This window comes from Bradyrhizobium symbiodeficiens, assembly GCF_002266465.3.
GTDB classification, from domain to species: Bacteria; Pseudomonadota; Alphaproteobacteria; order Rhizobiales; family Xanthobacteraceae; genus Bradyrhizobium; species Bradyrhizobium symbiodeficiens.
The window spans coordinates 5,528,591-5,551,504 of the sequence record NZ_CP029427.2; the positions used below are offsets into that span (position 1 = coordinate 5,528,591).

Annotated in this window: 19 protein-coding genes; 9 read left to right on the forward strand and 10 right to left on the reverse strand. The window is 65.2% G+C overall.

What is annotated here, in order from left to right:
- Nucleotides 1–132: 132 nt before the first annotated feature.
- Both uvrA and CIT39_RS26005 read left to right on the forward strand, forming a co-directional pair.
- Nucleotides 133–2,643: an excinuclease ABC subunit UvrA gene (uvrA, locus tag CIT39_RS26000; RefSeq protein ID WP_094977465.1), complete on the forward strand. Its 2,511-nt coding sequence runs from the start codon at nt 133–135 to the stop codon at nt 2,641–2,643.
- Nucleotides 2,644–2,791: 148 nt separating this feature from the next.
- Nucleotides 2,792–4,102 (forward strand): ABC transporter substrate-binding protein, encoded by a 1,311-nt coding sequence (locus tag CIT39_RS26005; RefSeq protein ID WP_094977464.1) that lies wholly within the window; start codon nt 2,792–2,794, stop codon nt 4,100–4,102.
- A gap of 84 nt (nt 4,103–4,186) precedes the next feature.
- On the opposite strand, the gene CIT39_RS26010 is transcribed toward CIT39_RS26005, so the two are convergent.
- The 3 genes from CIT39_RS26010 to CIT39_RS26020 all read right to left on the reverse strand — a co-directional run bounded on the left by CIT39_RS26010 (nt 4,187) and on the right by CIT39_RS26020 (nt 6,373).
- Nucleotides 4,187–5,356 (reverse strand): Gfo/Idh/MocA family protein, encoded by a 1,170-nt coding sequence (locus CIT39_RS26010; protein WP_094977463.1) that lies wholly within the window; start codon nt 5,354–5,356, stop codon nt 4,187–4,189.
- Between the two features lie 43 nt (nt 5,357–5,399).
- On the reverse strand, nt 5,400–5,711 hold the full coding sequence (locus CIT39_RS26015) for a septal ring lytic transglycosylase RlpA family protein (protein WP_094977462.1): 312 nt from the start codon (nt 5,709–5,711) through the stop codon (nt 5,400–5,402).
- Nucleotides 5,712–5,935: 224 nt separating this feature from the next.
- Entirely contained in the window at nt 5,936–6,373 is a 438-nt protein-coding gene (locus tag CIT39_RS26020; RefSeq protein WP_094977461.1) for a hypothetical protein, read from the reverse strand.
- A 363-nt stretch (nt 6,374–6,736) separates the two neighbouring features.
- On the opposite strand from CIT39_RS26020, the gene glgC reads away from it, so the two are divergent.
- From glgC to CIT39_RS26035, 3 genes are all read left to right on the forward strand, one after another.
- Nucleotides 6,737–7,999, forward strand: coding sequence for a glucose-1-phosphate adenylyltransferase (gene glgC / locus CIT39_RS26025; RefSeq protein ID WP_094977851.1), 1,263 nt, complete (start codon nt 6,737–6,739; stop codon nt 7,997–7,999).
- Complete coding sequence (gene glgA, locus CIT39_RS26030; protein ID WP_094977460.1) at nt 7,996–9,450, forward strand: glycogen synthase GlgA; 1,455 nt, start codon at nt 7,996–7,998, stop codon at nt 9,448–9,450. Before glgC ends, glgA begins: the two co-directional genes overlap by 4 nt.
- 230 nt (nt 9,451–9,680) lie before the next feature.
- On the forward strand, nt 9,681–9,941 hold the full coding sequence (locus CIT39_RS26035; RefSeq protein ID WP_094977459.1) for a SemiSWEET transporter: 261 nt from the start codon (nt 9,681–9,683) through the stop codon (nt 9,939–9,941).
- A gap of 266 nt (nt 9,942–10,207) precedes the next feature.
- Here CIT39_RS26035 and CIT39_RS26040 read toward each other — a convergent pair whose 3' ends face one another.
- Nucleotides 10,208–11,005, reverse strand: coding sequence for a DODA-type extradiol aromatic ring-opening family dioxygenase (locus CIT39_RS26040; RefSeq protein ID WP_094977850.1), 798 nt, complete (start codon nt 11,003–11,005; stop codon nt 10,208–10,210).
- A gap of 154 nt (nt 11,006–11,159) precedes the next feature.
- Here CIT39_RS26040 and CIT39_RS26045 point away from each other — a divergent pair, with 154 nt between their 5' ends.
- On the forward strand, nt 11,160–11,339 hold the full coding sequence (locus tag CIT39_RS26045; RefSeq protein ID WP_094977458.1) for a hypothetical protein: 180 nt from the start codon (nt 11,160–11,162) through the stop codon (nt 11,337–11,339).
- Nucleotides 11,340–11,360: 21 nt separating this feature from the next.
- Here the strand turns inward: CIT39_RS26045 and CIT39_RS26050 are convergent, their stop codons facing one another.
- Together CIT39_RS26050 and CIT39_RS26055 are read right to left on the reverse strand one after the other, a co-directional pair.
- Entirely contained in the window at nt 11,361–12,836 is a 1,476-nt protein-coding gene (locus tag CIT39_RS26050) for a carboxylesterase/lipase family protein (RefSeq protein WP_094977457.1), read from the reverse strand.
- 76 nt (nt 12,837–12,912) lie between these two features.
- On the reverse strand, nt 12,913–13,125 hold the full coding sequence (locus CIT39_RS26055) for a hypothetical protein (protein ID WP_094894007.1): 213 nt from the start codon (nt 13,123–13,125) through the stop codon (nt 12,913–12,915).
- A 228-nt stretch (nt 13,126–13,353) separates the two neighbouring features.
- On the opposite strand from CIT39_RS26055, the gene CIT39_RS26060 reads away from it, so the two are divergent.
- The 3 genes from CIT39_RS26060 (at nt 13,354) to CIT39_RS26070 (ending at nt 16,813) form a co-directional block, all read left to right on the forward strand.
- Nucleotides 13,354–16,020: a flavin-containing monooxygenase gene (locus CIT39_RS26060; protein WP_094977456.1), complete on the forward strand. Its 2,667-nt coding sequence runs from the start codon at nt 13,354–13,356 to the stop codon at nt 16,018–16,020.
- Nucleotides 16,021–16,149: 129 nt separating this feature from the next.
- The gene (locus CIT39_RS26065; RefSeq protein ID WP_094977455.1) at nt 16,150–16,422 is read left to right on the forward strand and encodes a hypothetical protein; all 273 of its coding nucleotides are present in this window, start codon (nt 16,150–16,152) and stop codon (nt 16,420–16,422) included.
- Between the two features lie 85 nt (nt 16,423–16,507).
- On the forward strand, nt 16,508–16,813 hold the full coding sequence (locus CIT39_RS26070) for a hypothetical protein (RefSeq protein ID WP_162308686.1): 306 nt from the start codon (nt 16,508–16,510) through the stop codon (nt 16,811–16,813).
- A gap of 272 nt (nt 16,814–17,085) precedes the next feature.
- Here the strand turns inward: CIT39_RS26070 and CIT39_RS26075 are convergent, their stop codons facing one another.
- The 4 genes from CIT39_RS26075 to CIT39_RS26090 form a co-directional block, all read right to left on the reverse strand.
- Nucleotides 17,086–17,241: a hypothetical protein gene (locus CIT39_RS26075; RefSeq protein ID WP_162848673.1), complete on the reverse strand. Its 156-nt coding sequence runs from the start codon at nt 17,239–17,241 to the stop codon at nt 17,086–17,088.
- A gap of 117 nt (nt 17,242–17,358) precedes the next feature.
- A complete protein-coding gene (locus CIT39_RS26080; protein WP_094977454.1) occupies nt 17,359–17,877 on the reverse strand; it encodes a septal ring lytic transglycosylase RlpA family protein in 519 nt (172 codons plus the stop codon).
- A 248-nt stretch (nt 17,878–18,125) separates the two neighbouring features.
- Nucleotides 18,126–19,721, reverse strand: a complete 1,596-nt coding sequence (locus CIT39_RS26085; RefSeq protein ID WP_244607638.1) for an NAD-dependent malic enzyme — start codon at nt 19,719–19,721, stop codon at nt 18,126–18,128.
- 451 nt (nt 19,722–20,172) lie between these two features.
- Nucleotides 20,173–22,512, reverse strand: a complete 2,340-nt coding sequence (locus CIT39_RS26090; RefSeq protein WP_094977849.1) for a mechanosensitive ion channel domain-containing protein — start codon at nt 22,510–22,512, stop codon at nt 20,173–20,175.
- Between the last annotated feature and the right edge of the window lie 402 nt (nt 22,513–22,914).

The window sequence follows — 22,914 nt, forward strand, 5'->3', positions numbered from 1 at the left end:
CCTTCCCTTGCAAGGCCCGTCGTCGACCGCGGCGGGCCTTCGCCTTGTGCAGAACACTGCCGGTCCCACTGGCCTCAAAGGACCCATCCTGCGATCCTGCCGTTGTTTCCCCAGGGAGCCGGAGGAGGCGAGATGGACGATCAACCGGGACGGCCCGACAGCCTGATGCAGGACGACGGCTTCGTGCGGGTGCGCGGGGCGCGCGAGCACAATCTCAGGAACGTCGACGTCAGGATTCCGCGCAACGCCCTCGTCGTGTTCACGGGCGTGTCGGGCTCCGGAAAATCCTCGCTCGCCTTTGGAACGATCTACGCCGAGGCGCAGCGGCGCTATCTGGAGTCGGTGTCGCCCTATGCGCGGCGCCTGTTCCACCAGATGCAGATCCCCGAGGTCGACGACATCGAGGGCCTGCCGCCCGCGGTCGCGCTCCAGCAACAGCGCGGCTCGCCGACGACGCGGTCGTCGGTCGGCAGCGTCACCACCATCTCGAACCTGCTCAGGATGCTCTATTCGCGCGCCGGCGATTATCCGCGGGGGCAGCCGATGCTCTATGCGGAATCGTTCTCGCCGAACACGCCCGAGGGCGCCTGCCCAACCTGCCACGGCATCGGCCGGATGCTCGACGTCACCGAGAAATCGATGGTGCCCGACGACACCAAGACGATCCGCGAGCGCGCCGTCGCGGCCTGGCCGAGCGCCTGGCAGGGACAGAACCTCCGGGACATCCTGACGACGCTTGGCTACGACGTCGACAAGCCCTGGCGGGAGCTGCCCAAAAAAGACCGCGACTGGATCCTGTTCACCGATGAGCAGCCGACTGTGCCTGTCTATGCCGGTTATGACGCCGCCGAGGTCAAGCGCGCCCTTCGCCGCAAGGAAGACCCTAGCTATCAGGGCACCTTCACCGGCGCCAGGCGCTACGTGATGCAGACCTACGCCAAGTCCGAGAGTGCGATGATGAAGCGCCGCGTCGCGCAATTCATGATCATCCGGGACTGCCCGATCTGCCACGGCACAAGGCTGAAGCCCGAGGCGCTCAAGGTGAAGTTCGCCGGGCGCAACATCGCCGAAATATCGCACCTGCCGCTGAAGCAGTTGCACGAAGTGATCAGGCCGTTTGCGAGACCTTCGGCCGACAAATCGGAGAAGACCGTCGTCGCGATGCGCATCTGCGAGGATCTGTCCGCGCGCCTTGCCGTCCTGCTCGACCTCGGCCTCGGCTATCTCGCCTGCGAACGCAGCACGCCGACCCTGTCGCCGGGCGAGCTGCAGCGCCTGCGTCTGGCGACGCAGGTCCGCTCCAACCTGTTCGGCGTGGTTTACGTGCTCGACGAGCCCTCCGCAGGCCTGCACCCGGCCGACACCGAGGCGCTGCTGCGGGCGCTGGACCGGCTGAAGCACGCCGGCAATTCCATCTTCGTGGTCGAGCACGAGATCGAGGTGATCAGGCATGCCGACTGGCTGGTGGATGTCGGCCCCGATGCCGGCGAGGGCGGCGGGCTCATCCTCTACAGCGGACCGCCGGAAGGGCTCGGCGAGATCGAGCAATCGCGCACCGCGCACTACCTTGCACGTCCGCGCAAGAAACTGCCGGCGATCCGCCGCGAGCCGAAGGGACATCTGAAGCTCCGGGGCGTGACCCGCAACAATCTGCGCGGCCTCGACGTCGACATTCCGCTCGGTGTCATCGCCGGCATCACCGGCGTGTCCGGCTCCGGCAAGTCGAGCCTGATCAGCCAATTCCTCGTCGAGACCGTGGCCGCGCATCTCGGCCATACGCTTGCCACCGATACGGACGACGACAGCCTCGCCCCGACGGTCGAGACGCTTGGCGGCAAGATCGTTGCCGGACTTGACCGGATCAATCGTCTCGTCGTCGTCGACCAGAAGCCGATCGGCCGCACGCCGCGATCCAACCTTGCGACCTATACCGGCCTGTTCGACCATGTCCGGAAGCTGTTCGCGGCAACGCCTCAGGCCAAGTCGCGACGCTACGATGCCGGGCGCTTCTCGTTCAATGTTGCGAAGGGGCGCTGCGCGACCTGCAATGGCGAAGGCTTCGTCTGCGTCGAGTTGCTGTTCCTGCCCAGCGTCTACGCGCCTTGCCCGACCTGCAAGGGCGCGCGCTACAACGACAAGACGCTCGAGGTGAAGATCGACGGAAAATCCATCGCGGACGTGCTGGCGATGCGCGTGGACGAGGCCTTCGACTTCTTCCGCGACGATGCCACGCTGAACCGGTCGCTGTCGGTCGTCCGCGAAGTCGGTCTCGGCTATATCCGCCTCGGCCAGTCCGCGACCGAACTGTCCGGCGGCGAGGCGCAGCGGATCAAGCTGGCGACCGAGCTGATGCGCCCGCAACGCGGCCACACGCTCTATGTGCTTGACGAGCCCACCACCGGCTTGCACCCGCGCGACGTCGAGCGGCTGATCGCCCAGCTCGATCGGATCGTCGATGCCGGCAACAGCGTGATCGTGGTCGAGCACGACATGGACGTCGTGGCCCATAGCGACAGGGTCATCGATCTCGGCCCCGGCGCCGGTGACGAGGGCGGCCGCATCGTCGCATCGGGAACGCCGGACCAGGTCGCCACAGCCGGCGGCAAGACGGCGCCTTATCTGGCGCGGCGCTTGTCGCAATAGCGCACGATCTCGCCGGGGCTCACCGTCGTCTCGCAATTGCGTTCTGCGGCGCACCCGACTTTCGCGATGTTGACTTTCCGCTGTCCCCCTCCTCATACTTCGCAAAAAAATAACAACCAGTCACACGACGGATTTGAGGGAGGATAGGATGCCAACTTCACGCAGGCAGCTGCTGAAGGGTACGGCGGCTGCCGCCGCTACGCTCAGCCTCGATTGGACCAGGGCCCAGGCGCAGGCCGAGAATTTGCGCGTCGGCCTGATCTACGACCTCACCGGTCCCTTCGCCGCCGGCGGCTCGGTCGCCTCCTCGGTCGGCGCGCAGATCGCCATCGACCTCGTCAACGAGAAGGGCGGCATCGGCGGCAAGACCAAGATCGTGCCCGTCGCGGCGGACTCCCAGAGCAAGGCCGACGTTGCGATCAACGAGGCCGAGCGGCTGATCAGCCAGGAAAAGATCGACATCATCAACGGCGTCTATTCCAGCGCGCATGCGGTGCCGATGGCTGCAAAGGTCGAGCAGCAGAAGAAGATCCTCTGGATCACGACCGCGGTCTCGACCGCCGTGTTCAAGGACAAGAACCTGCAATACGTGTTTCGCGCGCAGATCCATTCGGATCAATACGGCCAGGCCTTCGCCGGCTTCCTCACCGAGCACGCGAAAGCCAGGCTCGGCATGGAGGCCAAGGACGTCAAGGTCGCGCTGATCCACGAAGACGGCCCCTATGGCGTCGGGGTCGCCGCGGCCGACGAGGCCTATGCCAAGCAGGCGGGCATCCAGGTGGTGCTGCGCGAAGGCTATTCGGCGTCCGCGCCCGACCTCTCGGTGCTCGTCACCAAGCTCAAGCGCGCCAAGGCGGACGTGATCTCGCACGCCGGCTACAACCCCGACATCACGCTGTTCCTGCGTCAGGCCCGCGAGAGCGGGTTGCGCTTCAAGATGCTGTTCGGGGCCGGCGCCGGCTACAGCCAGCTCGACAAGCTGCGCGCCACCTTCGGCCCCGACATCGACAATTTCTGCAACATCGATCCGGTGCCGGCGCAGCTGCTCGATCCCGCCAAGCTCGCGCCGGGCATGGGCGAGCTGATCAAGACCATGGTCTCGCGCTACCAGACCAAGACCGGCGCCACCGACGTGCCGCCGCACTGCTCGATGGGCTTCAACCAGACCTGGGTGCTGCTCAACAACGTGCTGCCGGTGGCCAAGGAGAAGTACGGCAGCTTCGAGCCGGAGGCGATCCGCAAGGCCGCGCTCGACGTCGATATTCCCGCCGGCGGCACCATCCAGGGCTACGGCGTGAAATTCTTCCCGCCGGGCACGCCGCTGTCCGGCCAGAACGAACGCTCGACCCCGGTGGTGATGCAGAACGCTGGCGAGCACATCTCGGTGGTGTGGCCGACCAACATCAAAACGCGGGACCCGGTATTCCCGCTGCCGAAGGGCTCGACCTACGGGGCGTAGGAGCGAGCGACGGCCACGGTGCTGCGCTCTCTCGCCCCGCTTGCGGGGAGAGGGAGCACACCTCCGCTGCAGCGATGGCCTCCTTCACAACACCACCCTCCGCCCCTCCTCCGCCGCCCAGTACCCTGCGTAGTTGACCTTGATCGTCTCATAGGCGAGCGCGAGGTCGGACAGCGGCTGCCGGCCCGTCGCCACGCATTCCATGAAGTCCTGGATCTCCTGCAAATAGCCGCGCGTCCATTCCTCCTCCAGGCAGACATATTGCCAGCCGGTTTTGCGATCGACCTTCTCGGTGATGTAGACGGATGCGAGCTTCTCTTCGGAGGTCTGGTAGCTCATCAGATGATTGTTCGGCGTGATGTTGGCGAACAGCGAGCCGCCGGATGTGTAGGTCTCCACGAGATTGCGCACGCCGCCCATGATCATGTCGCCGGAGAACACGGTGGCCTTGGTGCCGTCGGAGAAGGTGGCGGTGAGCGTGCCCCAATCCTCGACGTCGAGCGGATTGGCCTTGATGTAGCCGCGCTCCTCGGGCTTGAGCGCGGCGGTGACGTTGCCGACATCGCCGGTGACGCTGGCGACACGGATGCTCTCGCCGCGCGCCTTCGCCTCCACCTGCTTCAGATACAGCACCGCCGAGAGCGGATGGCAGCCCATGCGGATCAGCGAGCCGCCGCCGGTCATCGCCCATTGCGCGGCGTGGGCCGCGTGCGAGCCGGAATGGCTCTCCTCGCCCTTCATGAACAGGATCTTGTCTTTCGTCGCCCTGATGATCTCCGCCGTCTTTGTCACCGCGGGCGCGTAGATCCAGTCCTCGGCATACATGAAGAGTCTTCCGGTGCGCTCGATCGCGGCGCGCGTCTTGTCCATCTCCTCGATCACGCGCTGATACATCAGCGCCTTCGGCACGTGCTTGCCGATCGGCTGCGGATCGCCGTCACGGCCGAAATAGCCGGCGAACGGCTTTTCGCAGATGACGTGCTTGCCGGCTTGCATCGCGCCGACGATCATTTCCGCATGAAGATTGGGCGGGGTGCAGATGTCGACGACGTCAATAGCTGCGTCCCCGATCAGATCAGAGAAGCTGCGATAGACCCGCGGGATGTCGTGGCGGCCGGCGAATTCGACGACATGGTCGCCGCGGGCAGCCACCGCCGCGACCTCGACGTCCACGCCATAGACGCGCCGGAACGCGTACATGTGCAGCTCCGACACGAAGCCGCAGCCGACGAGTCCCACCCTTATCCTTGCCATAGCGCCCCCTTGCTTTGGGCGGCACTATAGCGCGCGGGCCGGCTTATTCCACGGAGACCCGCACCACGCCGGCGCTCATCATGCCGAGCGCGCGGGCGGCGGGCACCGAGAGATCGACGATACGGCCGCGGATGAAGGGGCCGCGATCGTTCACGCGGCATTGGATCGTGCGGCCGCTGTAGGAGACCTTGAGCACGCTGCCGAACGGGCGGGTCCGGTGCGCGCAGGTCAGCTCGCCCTTGCCGGCCTTTGCGTAGCCGTAATAGGAAGCGAGCCCGCTTTCGGCGCGGGCGACGGAAAAGGCAGAAAAAGAAAAACAGGCCAGTGAAAAGAATAGCGTCGTTTGCGCTCGCACGGCACCGCTCCCGATTGGCCCCGCCCGGCGCTGCAAACGTGCATTTGTTCCTCGAGTTCCAGCATACTGCCGAGCAATCCCCGGCAGGACCATCACACATTGTTACTTTCGTGAAAGAGCAGCAAGCACCGTCGATATCTCGCGCAGTCTGTCCCGGCACGCCGCGATGCCGCGCGGAGGTGCGCGCAAACGCTCATCGTTTGCGCGCATGCTCGAACCGGCTCTCACCAATATCGGCGGTGATAGTGGCGGTGATAGACCCGGTACGGCCGGTAGTAACCGTAGCCATAGCCGTACGGACGATAGGGCCGGTAATAGCGCGGATAGGCAGGTGCGTATCCATAGCCGCCGTAATAGGCCGGCGCGTAACCATAGCCATAGCCCGGCCCATAGCCGCCGTAATACGGACCGCCGCCGTAATAGCCGTAGCCATAAGGCGCGCCGCTGGCGATGGCGCCGCCGATGATCGCACCGGCAAGGAGGCCGCCTCCACCCCATCCCCAGCCACGACCGCGCCAATGCACTTGCGCGACATCGTCACCGACCGCGGCCTTCATGGTCGCGACGTTGGTCGGCAGCGGGGCCGCTGCCGCCTGTTGAATTTGGCCAGCGATGACCACGCCGGCGACCGAACAGGCAATTGCCGTTTTCCAGATCCTCATCAACTTGCTCCCTGTCTGACGTTTCGCTTGGAAAAGGATCGCAACAGCATGATCGGGCATCTTTGCGCCAAGTCAAAGCCGGGATTTTAAAGCCCGGATTTGCGTGCGGCGCACAAGTCCCGTTCATGCTTCTGCGAAGCGGCTGCCGACCTGCGAGGCGGACCAACGCGCCTGCTCTGCCCGACGTGACGCCGACGCGATGCCGGAGCCCTGCGGCCAACGCAAAAGCATTAAGCTTCCCGCCTTCGCAACCAACAACCTACTTCACGATTGACTATTCGTACCGCTACTATCGGTTCCAAGGGAGCGAGGTTTCTCGCGACGAATAGCCTCGGCCCTGCGCCGGGTGTGTGGGAGGATGACATGAGTGCCGCGAGACCCGAGCCGCTTGCCCGTCAGGCGCTGGCCTTCGTCCTGGCCGGCGGACGTGGCAGCCGGCTCCTGGAGCTGACCGACCGCCGCGCCAAGCCGGCTGTCTATTTCGGCGGCAAGTCCCGCATCATCGATTTCGCGCTGTCCAATGCCGTCAATTCGGGCATCCGCCGCATTGCTGTCGCGACCCAGTACAAGGCGCACAGCCTGATCCGGCATCTTCAAATGGGCTGGAACTTTTTCCGCCCCGAACGCAACGAGAGTTTCGACATCCTCCCCGCGAGCCAGCGGGTCTCCGAGAACATGTGGTATGTCGGCACGGCGGATGCCGTCTACCAGAACATCGACATCATCGAAACCCACGCCTGCCGTTTCATCGTCGTGCTGGCCGGCGACCATATCTATAAAATGGATTACGAGGTGATGCTGCGCCAGCACGTCGAGAGCGGCGCCGACGTCACCGTCGGTTGCCTGGAGATGCCGCGGCAAGAATCTTCCGGCTTCGGCATCATGCATATCGACGAGAACGGCTGGATCCAGGAATTCCTGGAGAAGCCGAAGGATCCGCCGCCGATGCCGGGCAAGCCGGACGTCTCGCTCGCCAGCATGGGCATCTACGTGTTCAACGCGAAGTTCCTGTTCGAGGAGCTCAAGCGCGACGCCGAGGACCCGAACTCGAACCACGATTTCGGCAAGGACATCATTCCCTACCTCGTCAAGAACGGCCGCGCGATGGCGCACCAATTCTCGACCTCCTGCGTGCGCACCGGCACCGAGGAACGCGCCTATTGGCGCGATGTCGGTACCGTTGATGCCTACTGGGCTGCCAATATCGACCTCACCGACGTCGTGCCCGAGCTCGATCTGTTCGACAGCTCCTGGCCGATCTGGTCCTATGCGGAGATCACGCCGCCGGCGAAATTCGTCCATGACGAGGAGAGCCGGCGCGGCCAGGCCGTGAGTTCGCTGGTCTCGGGCGGCTGCATCATCTCCGGCGCTTCGCTGCGCCGGTCGCTGCTGTTCACCGGCGTGCGCATCAACTCCTACGCCAATGTCGAGAACGCCGTGATCATGCCTTATGTGCAAGTCGGCCGCGGCGCCCGCTTGAAGAACGTCGTGATCGACCGCGGCGTCGAAATTCCGGAGGGACTCGTGATCGGCGAGGATCCCGAACTCGACGCAAAGCGCTTCCGCACCACCGAGCAGGGGATCTCGCTCGTCACCCAGCCGATGATCGACAGGCTCAATACATGACGCCTGTTCGCGTCCTCGCGGTCGCATCTGAAGTCTATCCCATCGTCAAGACCGGCGGCCTCGCGGATGTTGCCGGCGCGCTGCCGATCGCGCTGAAGGCGCATGGCGTCGAGATGCGCACCTTGATGCCGGGCTATCCCGACGTGATGCGGCTGGTATCGAACGCAGAGGAGATCCGGAGCTGGCCGGATTATTTCGGCGGGCGGGGCCGGTTGCTTGCGGGCTCCCATGACGGGCTCGACCTGTTCGTGCTCGACGTGCCGCATCTCTATGCGCGGCCGGGCAACCCTTACGTCACCACCGAAGGTGTCGATTGGCCGGACAATGGCGTGCGCTTCGCGGCGCTGTCGCGCATCGCCGCCGATATCGGCCACGGCCTCGTCCCCGCCTTCGTGCCCGAAATCGTCCATGCCCATGACTGGCAGGCCGGGCTCGCGGCGGCCTATCTGCACTATGACGATCGCCCGCGGCCCGGCACCGTGATGACCATCCACAACATGGCCTATCAGGGCAAGTTCGCTCCCGAGCTGATCGGTGCGATCGGCCTGCCCTGGCACGCGTTCAGCGTCAACGAGATCGAATATTTCGGTGGCATCAGCTTCCTGAAGGCGGGCCTGCAATTCGCCGATCGCATCACCACGGTGTCGCCGACCTACGCGCAGGAAATCCAGAGCGACGAAGGCGGCATGGGGTTCGGCGGCCTGTTGCGCGCACGCGCCAACGTGCTGAGCGGCATCCTCAACGGCATCGACGTCTCGGTGTGGAATCCGCAAGGTGATCCGCACATCGCCTACCGCTACGGCGCCGAGGACCTGACCTTCCGGGCCGCGAACAAGGCGGTGCTGCAGCAGCAGTTCAGTCTCGATTCCTCCGACGAGGCGCCGCTGCTCGGCGTCATCAGCCGGCTGTCCTGGCAAAAGGGTCTCGATCTGCTGCTCGAGGCCCTTCCGACCATTTTGGCCGAAGGCATGCAGCTCGCGCTGCTCGGCAGCGGCGACCGCGATCTTCAGGATCGCTATCAGTCCGCAGCCCGCGCCAATCCCGGCCGGATCGGCGTCGTGATCGGCTATGACGAGATATTGGCGCACCTGCTCCAGGCCGGATCCGACGCACTGATCGTGCCGTCGCGCTTCGAGCCCTGCGGCCTGACCCAGCTCTGCGCGCTGCGTTACGGCGCCGTTCCGATCGTCTCACGCGTCGGCGGGCTGGAGGACACCATCGTGGATATCGGAGAGGCCGACGCCTCCGGCCGCGATGCCACCGGTTTCAAGTTCGCACCCGTGACGGCAGAGGCCCTTGCCGGCACGCTGCGCAAGGCCAACACCGCCTTTCACGACAAGCCGACCTGGCGCAAGCTGCAACGAAACGGCCTTGCGACCGACGTCTCCTGGCGCAACCGCGCCGGCGACTATGCCGCGCTGTATCGTGATCTGATGGCGGCCCGCGCCTGAAGCGGCAGGGCATTCGAGACCCTCAGCCATCCTTCGAGACGACCGCTTCGCGGTCTCCTCAGGATGAGGACGGAGTCCGCGGCAACGAACCTCGACAGCACCGGCGCTGCTTAGCCTCATCCTGAGGAGGCGCGTAAGCGCCGTCTCGAAGGACGAGGCGTGCGCACCGACGGCCGCATGGATGGCCGCCCTGAGAAGCATGACCGTCGAATCCATGTTATAGAGCCGGCATGGACCCGTTCGTGATCAAGCTGATCGGCTTTGCCGCCGCCACCTGCACCACCGTGGCCTACGCGCCGCAAGCCATCAAGGTGTGGAAGACCCGCTCCACCGGCGACATCTCGCTCGGCATGTTCCTGGTGATGGTGCTGGGCCTCGCGCTGTGGCTGATCTACGGCCTGCTCTCGGGCGATGCGCCGCTGGTCGCCGCCAACGCCATCACCATGGTGCTCGCCGGCTGCATCCTGTTCATGAAGCTGAAATACGGGTGAGGCGCCTTCCTTCATCTCTTCCCGCTTGCGGCAGGGCTATCGCATTTGAGGCGACCTTCGCCGCGGCATATCCTTCGAGACGCCCGCCGTTGGCGGGCCCCTCAGGATGAGGGCGGAGTGCGCGGTACGGATTCAAAGCACACCGACGCAGCCGAGCCTCATCCTGAGGAGACCGCGAAGCGGTCGTCTCGAAGGACGAGGCGCTTGCTCCGATGTCGCTGCGAAGCATATGCGATTGCCCTGCGCCTGCGGGGCGAGGGAGAAGATCACCCACCAAACACGTACGACGCCATCGCCACGCTCGCGACCTCGTCGACGAAGACGCGTTTGCCGATATCGCTGCCGGCGGCGCCGGCGGCCACCATCAGCGGCAGCAGATGGTCCTCGCGCGGATGCGCGAGCCGTGCGCCGGGCGCATTCTCCCAATCGACCAGCATCGCGTTGCGGCGGGCGGGATCGGGGTTGCTGATCGCCTCGTTCAGATAGGCTTCGAAATCATACGAGACCGGCTTCGACTCCGGCCGGTTGAAGCCACGCATGTTGTGATAGGTCAACCCGCTGCCGACGATCAGAATGCCTTCGTCGCGGAGCGCGGCGATGGCTTCGCCGACCTTGATGTGCTCGGCCGCATCGTAAGCAGATTTCAGCGAGAGCAGCACGATCGGCATGTCGGCGTTCGGATACATCAGGCCGAGCGGCACGAAGGTGCCGTGATCGAAACCCTGGTTGGGATCTTCCCGGCAAGCGACGCCCTCGCCCGCAAGCAGCGTCTTCACCTTCGCTGCGAGCTCCGGCATGCCCGGCGCTGGATATTTGAGGTGATAGGTGTGCTCGGGGAAACCGTAATAGTCGTATACCATCGGCGGCTGCGCGGAGGTCGAGACGGTGAAGGCATCGGCTTCCCAATGGCCGGTGATGACGAGCACCGCCTTCGGCCTTTCGGGAAGCAGCTGAGGCAACCGGCCGAACTCCTGGGCGGTCCTGGCGTATTGCACCCGCCGATCCTCCATGAATGGCCACGGACCGCCGCCATGCGACAGGAAGAGGGTCGGTAATCGCGTCATCGGATTGGTCTCGTCGGAAAGGTGCGCGTGCCAGCGCCCGCGCGACGGCCGCGAGCATAGGCAAACCGGCATGGTTAGCAAGTCGTTAACGATTGCCGCCCAAAATCCCCGGTGCGGCCGAAGCAGTCGGCCCGAAGACAAGCGAGACGTTGAGATGAGGAAGTTTGCGCTGGGGGACGTCGTCAACAGTGACAAGGGCCGCCGCGGCATCGTTCGCGCCGCCTTCAAGTCGCGGGACGGCCAGCAGTTCTACGCCGTCGAGAAGGACGGCGCGATGGACTATCTGGAGGAAGACCGGCTGACGCCGGCGCCCCGCGTCGAGCTCGCGGCTTAAGTCCAACCCATTCGTGTCGCGCTAGCGCGCGAGCCGGTCAAGACGCTCCGCCAGGGGATCGTCGCCGCTCGCGATGCGATCGTTCGTGATCAGCAGCAGGCGATCGCGGCCTGCGGCCGAGTCCCAATGCGGCAGGTCGGGACCGTTGGGATCGCCGCTCCTGGCGAAGTTGATCCAATAGGACCGCATGCGGCTGGCGACCTCGCGATCGGCTCGCGAGAAGATGCCCGCTCCGGGCACGCCTTCCGCACCGAAGATGAACTGCAGCTCGCGCCCGTGCCCAGCCCCGGGATTGCCGCGACGCGCCTCGGGCACATAGGCGAAGCGATAGCGAAAGGTCGCCCCGCCACTTGCGGCGTGCAGGCGCGCCAGCAGTCTTGCGGGCTCGGAGAAGACCTTATCGGAGTAGAACCTCACCGCGATATCCGTCGGACTGGCGAGAGAAGGCTCGGCGAGATCGGGATAGAGCTTGCGCAGATCATCGATCGTGAGGCCTGACGCTGCAAGCTCCTGCCTGGTATCGAACTCGCCGTCGAAACCGGTCTCGTCGTCGTTCGAGCCGATCATCAGGGCCATGCGGCTTTGGTGTCCGGCCGCAAAGCCTGCAGCGATATCCTCGGTCACCAGGGCTCCATCCATCATCGGCGCGAAGCCGTGCCGCGATTGCTCCAGGAGACGGCTTTCGGCGGCCAGCAGGCGTCGCGGTTCGGCGGCGCGCAAATCCGCCTCCGGTCCAAGCGCCGCCACGAACTGCCGGCCGATAGCTTCCGCCTCCTGCGACGATCGCAACCGCGCCCGGGCGGGGATCGATTGCAGAATGGCTTTCTTGAACAGGCCGCGCGATTGCGCGGACAACATCAGCAGCGCGATCGATGTCGCGCCTGCGCCGCTGCCAAACAAGGTGACGTTATCAGCATCGCCGCCGAAGGCTGCGATGTTGTCATGAACCCAATGCAGCGCGGCGATCTGGTCCATCAGGCCGTAATTGCCGGAGCCGCCGTCCGTCAGCGCGGGATCAGCGAGCCAGCCAAGCACTCCAAGGCGGTAATTCACGGTGACCACGATGAGGCCGGCCTGCGCCAGCCTGGCACCGTCGAACAGCCGCTCATTCGCGGTGCCACTGACGAAGCCGCCGCCGTGGATGAACATCATCACCGGCAGCGGCCCGTCGACCCCGAAGGGACGGAACACGTTCAGCGTCAGGCAATCCTCGCTCGCATCAGGCAACGACTGTTGAAGGCACGGCGCGCCGTACTGGTAGGCGGTGTGCATCTCCGAACTTTCCGGCGCCGGCTGCGGCGGGCGCCAGCGCAGCGCGCCGAGCGGCGGCTCGGCGTAGGCCAGTCCCTTGAACGAGGCCACCTCGCCTTCGACGGCACCGAGCATTTGTCCTTCACGCGTCAGCGCGAATGGAAACTGTCCGACCGGCTGCGCCACGGCCGAGCCGGCGCAGCACAGGACAATGGAGGCCGCAAGAAGCGCGAGCAAGGATCGCATCTTCGGAGCATCCCGATGCGCGGAAAGGTCCCCGTGAGGTTAAGTCCGGAGCGCGCCGAGAGGCAAGCCTTTCGGCTCACGCACCACGCTTTGCGAGAATCTCCGCCAGCGCGTGCCGCGCGACGATGCCGAGCTCGCCGAGCGTGGAGTGCCCCGCTTGCGCGGCCTCGATCAAGCGCTCGGCGATGAATCTGCGGCTGTCGTGATCGCCGCCGTGCGGCAATTGCCGGCACGTCTCCTCAAGGACGACGTCCATGTTGGCTTTGGTCCGCTCACTCAACTCTGGCATGACGCTCGATCGCTACGCGTGGCTTGTAGCCGCAAGCATACACAGATGGACCGGGCATGATTACCCCGGGTCATCACGGCCATTGTGCATCGCGGTGCGTGTAGCGCCGCAACGTTCAATTGGCCTTGATGCCGCCGCAAACGACTACCGAAGATTGCACTTGCTCTGATGACAAGCCGACCCTGCAGCGATAGCCTGCCGGCAAAACAAAACATTCGGGAGGATGCCATGCCTGACGCGATGGTTGCCACACGTGCCTCCGAAGACCGCGGAACCGCTCAGCAGGTCGATGTCGCCGTGGTCGGCGCCGGATTTTCCGGCCTCTATCTCCTGCATCGCCTGCGTAAGGCCGGCTTCTCGGCCGTCGCCCTCGATGAGGCCGGCGACGTCGGCGGCACCTGGTACTGGAACCGCTATCCGGGCGCGCGCTGCGACATCCAGACCATCGACTACAGCTACACCTTCGATCCCGAGTTGGAGACGGCCTGGACCTGGTCGGAGAAATACGCGGCCCAGCCCGAAATCCTGCGCTATCTCGGCTTCGTCGCCGACCGCTACGATCTCAGGCGCGACATCCGCTTCAAGACCAAGGTCACCGAAGCCAGATGGGACGAGAAGGCAGAGCGCTGGCTCATCACCACCGACAACGGCGCGCCAGTCTCCTGCCGCCACTACATCATGGCCACCGGATGCCTCTCGGCGCCGAAGCCGCCGGAGATCGACGGCGTCAAGGATTTCAAGGGCGAGGTCTATTTCACCGGACGCTGGCCGCATGACGGCGTCAATCTAGCCGGCAAGCGCGTCGCCGTGATCGGCACCGGCTCGTCGGCGATCCAATCGATCCCGCTGATCGCCGAGCAGGCCGCGCATCTGACCGTGTTCCAGCGCACGCCGAACTTCGCACTGCCCGCGCATAACGGCCCGGCACCCTCCGACCGCATGAGCCTGTTGCAGGCCGATCGCGCGGCGTATCGCGAGCAGGCCCGCCAATCGATGGCTGGCGTGCCGTATCCGCAGCAGACGGTCGTGAGCTGGCAATTGAGCGACGCCGAGCGTCGCGAGCGGTTCGAACGCGCCTGGGCGGCCGGCGACCTCGTCCACATCCTGACACAGCTCTGGGCCGACCAGGCCGTCGATGTCGACGGCAACAAGATCATCCAGGACCTGATCCGCGAGAAGATCGGCGCCGCGGTCAAGGACCCCGAGACCGCCGCGGCGCTGATGCCGGACGACCATCCCTTCGGCGCCAAGCGTCCCTGCCTCGATACCAATTACTACGCGACCTACAACCGGCCGAACGTCACGCTGGTCAATCTGCGCCAGGAGCCGATCAAGACGATCACGGCCGGCGGCATCACGACGGCCAGGCGCAACGTCGACGTCGACGTCATCGTGTTCGCGACCGGCTTCGACGCTATGACCGGGGCGATCCGCGCCGTGCATCCCATCACGGGACGTGGCGGCAAATCGCTGACCGACGTCTGGGCGCAGGGGCCGCAGAGCTATCTCGGGCTCACGGTCGAGGGCTTCCCGAACTTCTTCATGATCACCGGGCCCGGCAGCCCGTCGGTGCTATCGAACATGGCGGTGTCGATCGAGCAGCATGTCGACTGGGTCGTGGATCGCCTCGCGGCATTGCGCGATGCCGGCTTCACCACGATCGAGCCGACCGAGACGGCGCAGGCCGGCTGGAACAGGCACATGGCCGACTGCTCGATGGTGACACTGCATCGGCTCGCCAACACCTGGTACACGGGCGCCAACGTCCCCGGCAAGGTGCAGGGCCTGATGCCCTATACCGGCGGCGTCGGCCCCTATCGCAACATCTGCGACGAGGTGGTCAGCCGCGGCATGCTCGGCTTCAAGCTCACCGGCCCCGGTGGCGCCACGCAATGCAACGACGGCGAGGTGGTGCGGCTGCAGCCCGACGTGCGGCTGGTGCTCAACCTGCTCACGTCGTTGAACCTGCCGCCGATCGAGTCGATGGGCGCGGAAGGCGCGCGCGCCTTCGTGAACGAGTTCAACAAGGGCCGCCCCGCGGGGCGGCCGATCGGCGCCATCGTCGACGGCACCCTGCCCGTCACCGACGGCACGCTGTCGTACCGCGTCTACAAACCGGCAACGCCGGGACCGCATCCGGTCGTGGTCTATTTCCACGGCGGCGGCTGGGTGCTCGGCGACGAGCAGTCGGACGAGCCGTTCTGCCGCGACATGGTGCGGCGGACCGACATGATGTTCGTCAGCGTCGGCTATCGTCACGCGCCTGAGCATCGCTTCCCGACCGCGGCCGAAGACGGCTATGCGGCCACGCGCTGGATCGCCGAGCATGCCGCCGAACTCGGCGGCAGAGCGGGACCGGTGCTGGTCGCGGGCTGGAGCGCCGGCGGCAACATCGCTGCCGTCACCTGCCAGCTCGCGCGCGACCGTGGCGGACCTGAGATCGCCGGCCAGCTGCTGATCTGCCCGGTCACCGACTGCAGCTTCGATCGTCCCTCCTACAACGACAACGCCGCGGGCTACTTCCTGACGCGCGGGCTGATGTACTGGTTCTGGGATCTCTACTGCTCGCCGGCGGACCGCACCGATCCGCGCGTCTCGCCGCTGCGCGGCAAGGTCGAAAAATTGCCGCCGGCCTTCGTGACGACCTGCGAGTTCGATCCGCTGCGCGACGAGGGCATCGCCTATGCCGAGGCGATGTCGGCCGCGGGCGTCCCGGTCGAGCAGTTGAAGGCGCACGGCCATTTCCACTCGTCTTTTACCATGGTCGATGTGGTGATCACGGGTGTGTCCGGCCGGGTGCAGATGGCGGAAGCCTTGCGACGCTTCGCCGGCCTGCCGGAGGTCAGTCGCGGCGAGCCTGGCCCGGGTTTCAAAATCGCGGCGGCGGCGAGCTGATTGCGAGAAGGCAGCCGGGAACCTTTTCCCGGCTGCCGGGTTGTGGGTCAGGCATTGGGATCCAACGTTTGGTGTGAGCCCCGGCACGTAGATCCGCGTGCTGGGGTGTTTTTTGCGTGAGGCGGAGCGATGGCGGACGTGGTTGCGGAGTCGAAGGTCGATTTCGGTGCGCATGCACGCCTGCATAAATGGCCATCGCTGGCAAACCAGCGCCGGCCGGACCGGGAGCCTTACCAGGTCAGTGAAGGCACCCTCGACCAGTGCATCTCGGCGTTCATGGAAAAGCCGGCGGCGACCCGGCATCTCTATGAGATCCGGACAGCGGCGCAGCCGCCGCTCGTGACCGGCATCCTCTCCCCCGAACACGTCATCGAGCTCTCGCGCTGGAGAGAATTTCTCTGACGGCACTTCACCTGCAGGCGCGCTGGAACCTTCGGCCGGTTTTTCCCGTTGGTGGAGATCGGAAGCCAAGGCGTGAGTGCCCGATATGCTCGAAGCTGGCGTGCCATCCCCGGTCGTGCCCTACGGCGCAGACAAGACCCTGTTCGTGGTGATCGATCGCCTCGACCAAGCGAGAGAGATTCGCATCGAACGAAGCGATCTCGAAGCCACGATCGGCGAGCTCGTCGCCGGCTGCTTCAACGACCCCATCAAGGTGATTTCGTTCAACACGCTCGAACATTGGATGAAGGACATCTCGACCGATGTCGCCGGCGAGCTCAAGGCGCGCTGCGATATCGACGGCGTGACGCTGCCCGACTATCTCAGCGACTTCGTCGAGAGCCATAGCTGAAGTGAATTGGCTGAGTGAATTCGCCGGTTTGCGCAGACAACAAAAAGCGCCGCTTGCGCGGCGCTTTCGTGTGATCTGGTCAGCTTAGTGATGCCAGAACAATGCCAGCAGCAGAACGATCGGCAGCGGCACGCCAAGCAACCAAAGCAAAGCACCTCGTCCAAAGCCCATGAATTCCTCCTCCTCATGCACTGCCAACATGACGCAGGAGAGGCGAACAAGTTCCGCGCTTCGTAGCGAGGGCGAATGCGCTCAGCGCATGGACGCGGGAGTCAGGCGCGGCGGTGCCTGCCGGCGATGACCTCGATCTCGCGGCGACGCTCGCCCGCGAAGCTCAGCAGCCTTTCGATCGTCAGCGCATCCGTGATCCGTTTGGCGAGCCGCTCGGCGTGCGCAGCCTGATCTTCGAGATACTGGATCGTGTTCAAGGGCCGCCTCCCGAGAGGGCGCCGAACCCGGAGCCCCCGACTTGTTGGACAGCCATGGTGCGACAGAGCGGCTAACAGCCGGTTAAGTACGGCGGGTCGAGTTCGACGGAGTTTGCCTCACTGCACGACGTCGAGCCGGACATTGGTGATGCCCCTGTCGACCATGCCGAGGGCCTCGGCTGCGGACGGCGAGATGTCGACGACGCGGCCGCGAACATAGGGACCGCGGTCGTTGACCCTGACGGTCACGAAGCGGCCGGAGGACACGTCGGTGACGCGCAGCTTCGTGCCGAACGGCAAGCTCGGATGGGCCGCGGTCAATTGGTTCTTGTCGAACTTCTCGCCGCTCGCGGTCTCGGTGTCCGAATAGAAGCTGGCGACGCCATGCGAAGCGGTCTGCTTTGCATCGCCATCGGGAATGCGCACCCGGCTGATCGGGCGTCGATGCAGCGCCGCCACCTTGTGCGGCCGTTCCACCGCAGCGTGCCGGCCGGTCGCCGCGAGATCGGCCTTCTGGCGGCCGGCCGGCGATTGCGCGCAGGCGGCGAGCGAGGCGGCACCGACGATGGCCAGCAGCAGCCGGCTCGAGGTTGCCAATGAAATCCGGGCAGTTTCGGCACGTGCAATGCAAGACATGATGCGCCCTCCGAATGATGCGGAGTTTCGGTGGGCAATGAGGGCAGAACCTTGTCGGAACAAAAGCGGGCCTGAGGCCGCCGCCGTTTCGCGTCAGCTGTGACGATTCCACCACAGTGACGCGTCCTGAATCGGGACAGACAGCCCCGAGCCGGCCCCCACGCAGCGAAATCAGGCGCCCAGCGAAAGCCTGGCGAGCGCCTGACCGGATCGCGCTCCGGCGCCGATCAACTGTCGGCTGAGCGGCCTCAGTAATGCGGCTCGTACATCTGCGACTGAACGAGAGCCTTGACGTCGTTGGGCGCGGGTCCGTCGGCGAGCCCGCGTTGATAGGCGACGTCGGCAACGGCCGCGGCGATGCGGATCGAGACCTCGCGGATGCGCGGCAGGGCCGGATAGAGGCTGCCCTGCGCAAGATCCTCCTTGCCGACGCAATCGGCGAGCGTGTGGGCCGCCGCCATGAACATCTCGTCGGTCACCAGCTTCGAGCCGCTGGCGATCACGCCGAGGCCGACGCCGGGGAAGATGTAGGAGTTGTTGCCCTGGCGCGGCACGAAGCTGCGGCCGTTGAGCTTGACCGGATCATACGGGCTGCCGCAGGCGAACAGCGCGCGCCCTTCGGTGTAGCGATAGGCATCCTCCGCCGAGCATTCCGCCTTCGAGGTCGGGTTGGAGAGCGCGAACACGATCGGCTGCTCGTTGAGCTCGGCCATCGTCTTGAGCACCTCGGGCGTGAAGGCGCCACCAACCGCGGCAACGCCGATGATCGCCGTCGGCTTGAGCGTCTTGATCGCGGTGAGGAAGTCGGCGATCGGCGCCTGGTCGGAATGGGCATAGCGGAGCTTGTGACCGTGGAGGCCTTCGCGACTGCCGACGACGAGTCCGCGGGAATCCACCAGCCAGTTGCGCCGGAGTGCTTCGGCTTCCGAGGCGCCCTCCGCCATCATGGCAGAGACCACGAGATCGGCGATGCCGGTCGCGGCCTCTCCTGCGCCGAGAAACAGGATGCGCTGATCCTTCAGCTTGCCGCCATTGACACGCAGCGCCGAGAACAGGCCGGCCAGCGCCACCGCCGCGGTGCCCTGGATGTCGTCGTTGAAGACGCAGGCTTCATCGCGATATTTGTGCAGCAGCTTGAACGCCGAATGATTGGCGAAATCCTCGAACTGGATCAGCACGCCCGGAAAGGTCTTTCGCGCGGCTTGCATGAATTCGTCGACGAAGCTGTCGTAGGCTTCGCCGGTCAGCCGCCGCTCGCGCAGGCCGAGATAATAGGGATCGTTCAGCAGCTCTTCGTTGTTGGTGCCGACGTCGAGCACGACAGGCAGGCAGGCTTCCGGATGCACGCCGGCGCAGGCCGAATAAAGCGACAGCTTGCCGACGGGAATCCCCATGCCGTTGGCGCCGAGATCGCCAAGCCCCAGGATGCGCTCGCCGTCGGTGACGACGATCAGCTTGGCCTGATAGGGCCAGTTCTTCAGCAGCTCGGCGATCTGGCCGCGGTCGCGCGAGGAGATGAACATGCCGCGCGGCCGCTGGAAGATCAGGCCGTATTTCTGGCAGGCCAGCCCGACCGTCGGGGTGTAGATGATCGGCTGGATCTCGTCGATATTGTCGACGACGACGCGGAAGAACAGCGCCTCGTTGCGGTCATGCAGCGCGTTCAGCGCGACGTATTTTTCCAGGTCCGTGGGCAGCGTGCGCAGATTGGTGAGGACGCGCTGCGCCTGCGTCTCCATCGTCAGCACGCAAGGCGGCAACAGGCCGCGCAGGCCGAGGGCCTCGCGCTCCGCTTCCGTGAAGGCGGTGCCCTTGTTGAGCAGGGGATCGCGCAGCAGCGCCATGCCTTGCGGCGAATTGGACGATTTCGATTGGGCAACGACCCGGGCAGGTCTATTCACAAATTCCCCCAAGGAGCTTCACATTGAACCTGTGTACATTGTCGACCAGCGTTCCATTGAGATCAAGGACGTAGCGACTGAGACGCCGATTGTGATCTCGCACCGCAGCGAGATTTCTCGCGAACGAGAACGAACGAGAACGCCATCGCGCGGCAAAAGATTAATGCCGCAGAGCCACCGCCCATGGAGAGCGCGGCACGCGGGCCTCAGGAAGGCCGGTGGTCATCGCAAACGGTATCATCAGAGTGATCGCGCGCGACGGAAACGGCCGGGCGCCGAGCACAACGCCCCCCAGCCCGCATCGTTCACGCGCTCCTCCTTTTGCCGTCCGCATGTTGCCAGCGGAGTGAACGCCGCCACAATGCGCCAAGGCAAGCGGGAAGTCGCCCAGCGATCAGCCGGCCGCGCGCCGCGGCGTCAGATTGGCGGCGCTATCGGCCGGCGGCGCGATGTGCATCAGGATGGTCTGGGTCGCGGACGCGACATTGATGCCGTTCTGCTGGAAGCGCAGCTTCATGCGGCGATTGAATTCGCGCTGGACCGGCCAGCGCCCGGCTTCGGTGCAGCGGATCTGGCCGACGATCGACACCATCGCGCCATCGACCTTGTCGATGCCCCAGAGATCGAGGTCGCCGCGGATCAGGGGCCGGAATTCGGGCTCGCGGCGCATCTCCTCGACGATGTCCTTGAGGATCTGGCCGGCTCGATCGGTGTCTTCCTTGTAGGCGACGTTGACGCTGACCGAGGCGTTGCCGGCTCCGCGGCTGGCATTGGTGATGGTCGTGACCGCGCTGAACGGCACGATGTGCACCGCGCCGTCGCCTGCGCGCAGGCGAATCGTTCGAATGGAAACATTCTCGACCACGCCCGAAAGCCCGGACACGCTGACATTGTCGCCGACCTGGACCGTGTTCTCCAGCAGCAGGAACAGCCCGGTGATGAGATCCTGCACCAGCTTCTGCGAGCCGAAGCCGATGGCAATACCGACGATGCCGGCGCCCGCCAAAAGCGGCGCGACGTTGACACCGATCTCGCTCAGCGCGGTGAGGCCGACGACGGTGGCGATCAGGCACAGCAGCGCGGTGCGCAGCATCGGCTGGAAGGTGCGCAGGCGGGCAGCGCGCGCATAGTGCCCGTCCCGTGACAGCGTGTTGATCTGGCGGTCCAGCAGCGCGTTGCCGGCCTCCCAGATCGCGGCAGCAACCAACACGGCGAGGCCGATCGTCACCACGGCCGAGATCAGCCGGCTACCGATCTGGCCGCCATAGAACCAGACGATGGCATCCACACCCCAGACTTCGAGCACGGCGACGAAGCCGATGAAGGCGATCACGCCGGAGACAATTCTGCGCAGCAGCGGCAGATAGCGGTTGGCGCGGATCTCCAGGCCCGGAAATCGCTGCAGGATCTCCGGCCTGATGCGGAAGCCGCGGTCGATCAGGCTCAGCGTCAGTACGATGGCGACGCGGGTGATCAGGGCGACTGCGATGGTGCCGACGAAATATTGCAGCAGCAGCGAATAGCCGTTGCGGATGTTGAGCGCCCACACCGCCCATAGCGCGAGATCGAGCGCAATGGCAAGATAATGCCAGCCGCCAGCGATGCGGTTGCGCAGGCGCGCGGCGATGCCCTGCCGGTCGGCCGGCGCCCGGATCGCTTCGGCAACCTGCCGGCGGCATTGCAGGATGATGACGACGACGAAGAGGTGCACCACCAGCATCACCATGCGCAGCAGCGCGGCATAGCCGGCACGATGCAGACCGAGCAGCAGCGCCACATTGGCAAAGGCGATGCCGGAGACGCCGACGCCGACGATGCGGCGGGCCCAGATCTCGACATAAGCCGCGGTTTCGGCCCGCACCGGGAACAGGCCGAAGGGTCCGGCCAGCGCCCGAACCAGGCAGATGAGCCCGCGCGAGAACGCATAAGCGTTGACGACGGCGAGGATCACGAGGCGAACCGTCGTGGGCTCGCCGAGCTCGGTGCCGATCAGCGCCGTGGCAACGCCCACAAAGACGAGTACGGGAAGGAGTTCGAGGAGGAAGCGCCCCAGCACGAAAGGCAGCCGCAGCACGATCTGCCAGGCGCGCGCGAGGCTGTGACGCCGCTTGCTCAGTTCGGGCGCAGGGGTGACATCGGCAACCGACGACGGCGGATCGGCAATCGGCAGCACCTGCGCGGGCAGATGCGCGGTTTGCGGCACGCGTCCCTCCAGGAAGGCAACCGGGCGACGGATCAGGCGGAACAGCACCCATTCGGCCGCGAGCCCGCAACCCACCACCAATGCAAGCTTCCAGGCGATCTCGATCAGAAGGTTATAGGCCGCGGGATCATTCGCAGTCCGCACGATCCAGTAATAGAACGCCGGGAAATGCGTGATCGTCCGCGCCACGCTGGCGATCTGGCTCGAAATGTCGCCGATCTCCTCCGACACCGTAAGCAGGAGCTGCGCACCGAGACCGTCGGCCGAGAGCGGGATCGGCGACTTCTGCTCGGGCGCGGGCGGCGCAGGCTGCTGCTGACCGGACGCATTGGCGATCACCCGCAGCGTATCGATCATCTGCGTCCGCTTCTTGTCGTCCTGAAGCGTCTCCAGCGCGCGCCTGGCTTCGTCGGGCGACAGCGCGGCGGCATTGTTCGTCGCCGGCCGAGGCGTTTCGGCGCTGACAGCTGAGAGAGAGGAGATCGCGAGGAAGAGAGCGGCGAGGAGCGCCGGGGCAAGCTTATGCGACACGAGGATCTCCTGGAACAAATGCATGCACCGGCGGTGTCGGGACCCGTCACCGCCGAAGCGCATGCATCATGTCGGATGGCCGCTATTCGCCCGCGGCCTGTGTCGGAAGTTGGCCTTTGGGGCGACATTCTCTTGGCATTTGCCGCAATGCGAAGATGTAGGAACCGTGATCGCAACGAAGCGACTCGTATCGAAGGATGCGCCGCGGGGAAGGAACTCCTCATTCCATATCACTCGGTCATTCCAGGCGTTGACCCGAAATGACGGCGACGTGGAAGAAGGGGGAAAAGCAGAATGCGATCAGGCACTCGGCGCGCCGGGCTGATCCGACATGATCGGGTGATGCAAAATACAGCGCCGGGAAGGTAGGGGCTCTGCCTTACTGATGCAGCCCGCTAAACC

Coding starts and splice junctions, on each gene's coding strand:
- CIT39_RS26080 (WP_094977454.1), bottom strand. CDS start 17,877: ATGTCTTGCATTGCACGTGCCGAAACTGCCCGGATTTCATTGGCAACC.
- CIT39_RS26070 (WP_162308686.1), top strand. CDS start 16,508: ATGCTCGAAGCTGGCGTGCCATCCCCGGTCGTGCCCTACGGCGCAGAC.
- CIT39_RS26065 (WP_094977455.1), top strand. CDS start 16,150: ATGGCGGACGTGGTTGCGGAGTCGAAGGTCGATTTCGGTGCGCATGCA.
- glgC (WP_094977851.1), top strand. CDS start 6,737: ATGAGTGCCGCGAGACCCGAGCCGCTTGCCCGTCAGGCGCTGGCCTTC.
- CIT39_RS26035 (WP_094977459.1), top strand. CDS start 9,681: ATGGACCCGTTCGTGATCAAGCTGATCGGCTTTGCCGCCGCCACCTGC.
- CIT39_RS26040 (WP_094977850.1), bottom strand. CDS start 11,005: ATGACGCGATTACCGACCCTCTTCCTGTCGCATGGCGGCGGTCCGTGG.
- CIT39_RS26085 (WP_244607638.1), bottom strand. CDS start 19,721: ATGGCGCTGCTGCGCGATCCCCTGCTCAACAAGGGCACCGCCTTCACG.
- CIT39_RS26045 (WP_094977458.1), top strand. CDS start 11,160: ATGAGGAAGTTTGCGCTGGGGGACGTCGTCAACAGTGACAAGGGCCGC.
- CIT39_RS26020 (WP_094977461.1), bottom strand. CDS start 6,373: ATGAGGATCTGGAAAACGGCAATTGCCTGTTCGGTCGCCGGCGTGGTC.
- CIT39_RS26055 (WP_094894007.1), bottom strand. CDS start 13,125: ATGCCAGAGTTGAGTGAGCGGACCAAAGCCAACATGGACGTCGTCCTT.
- CIT39_RS26060 (WP_094977456.1), top strand. CDS start 13,354: ATGCCTGACGCGATGGTTGCCACACGTGCCTCCGAAGACCGCGGAACC.
- uvrA (WP_094977465.1), top strand. CDS start 133: ATGGACGATCAACCGGGACGGCCCGACAGCCTGATGCAGGACGACGGC.
- CIT39_RS26050 (WP_094977457.1), bottom strand. CDS start 12,836: ATGCGATCCTTGCTCGCGCTTCTTGCGGCCTCCATTGTCCTGTGCTGC.
- glgA (WP_094977460.1), top strand. CDS start 7,996: ATGACGCCTGTTCGCGTCCTCGCGGTCGCATCTGAAGTCTATCCCATC.
- CIT39_RS26010 (WP_094977463.1), bottom strand. CDS start 5,356: ATGGCAAGGATAAGGGTGGGACTCGTCGGCTGCGGCTTCGTGTCGGAG.
- CIT39_RS26005 (WP_094977464.1), top strand. CDS start 2,792: ATGCCAACTTCACGCAGGCAGCTGCTGAAGGGTACGGCGGCTGCCGCC.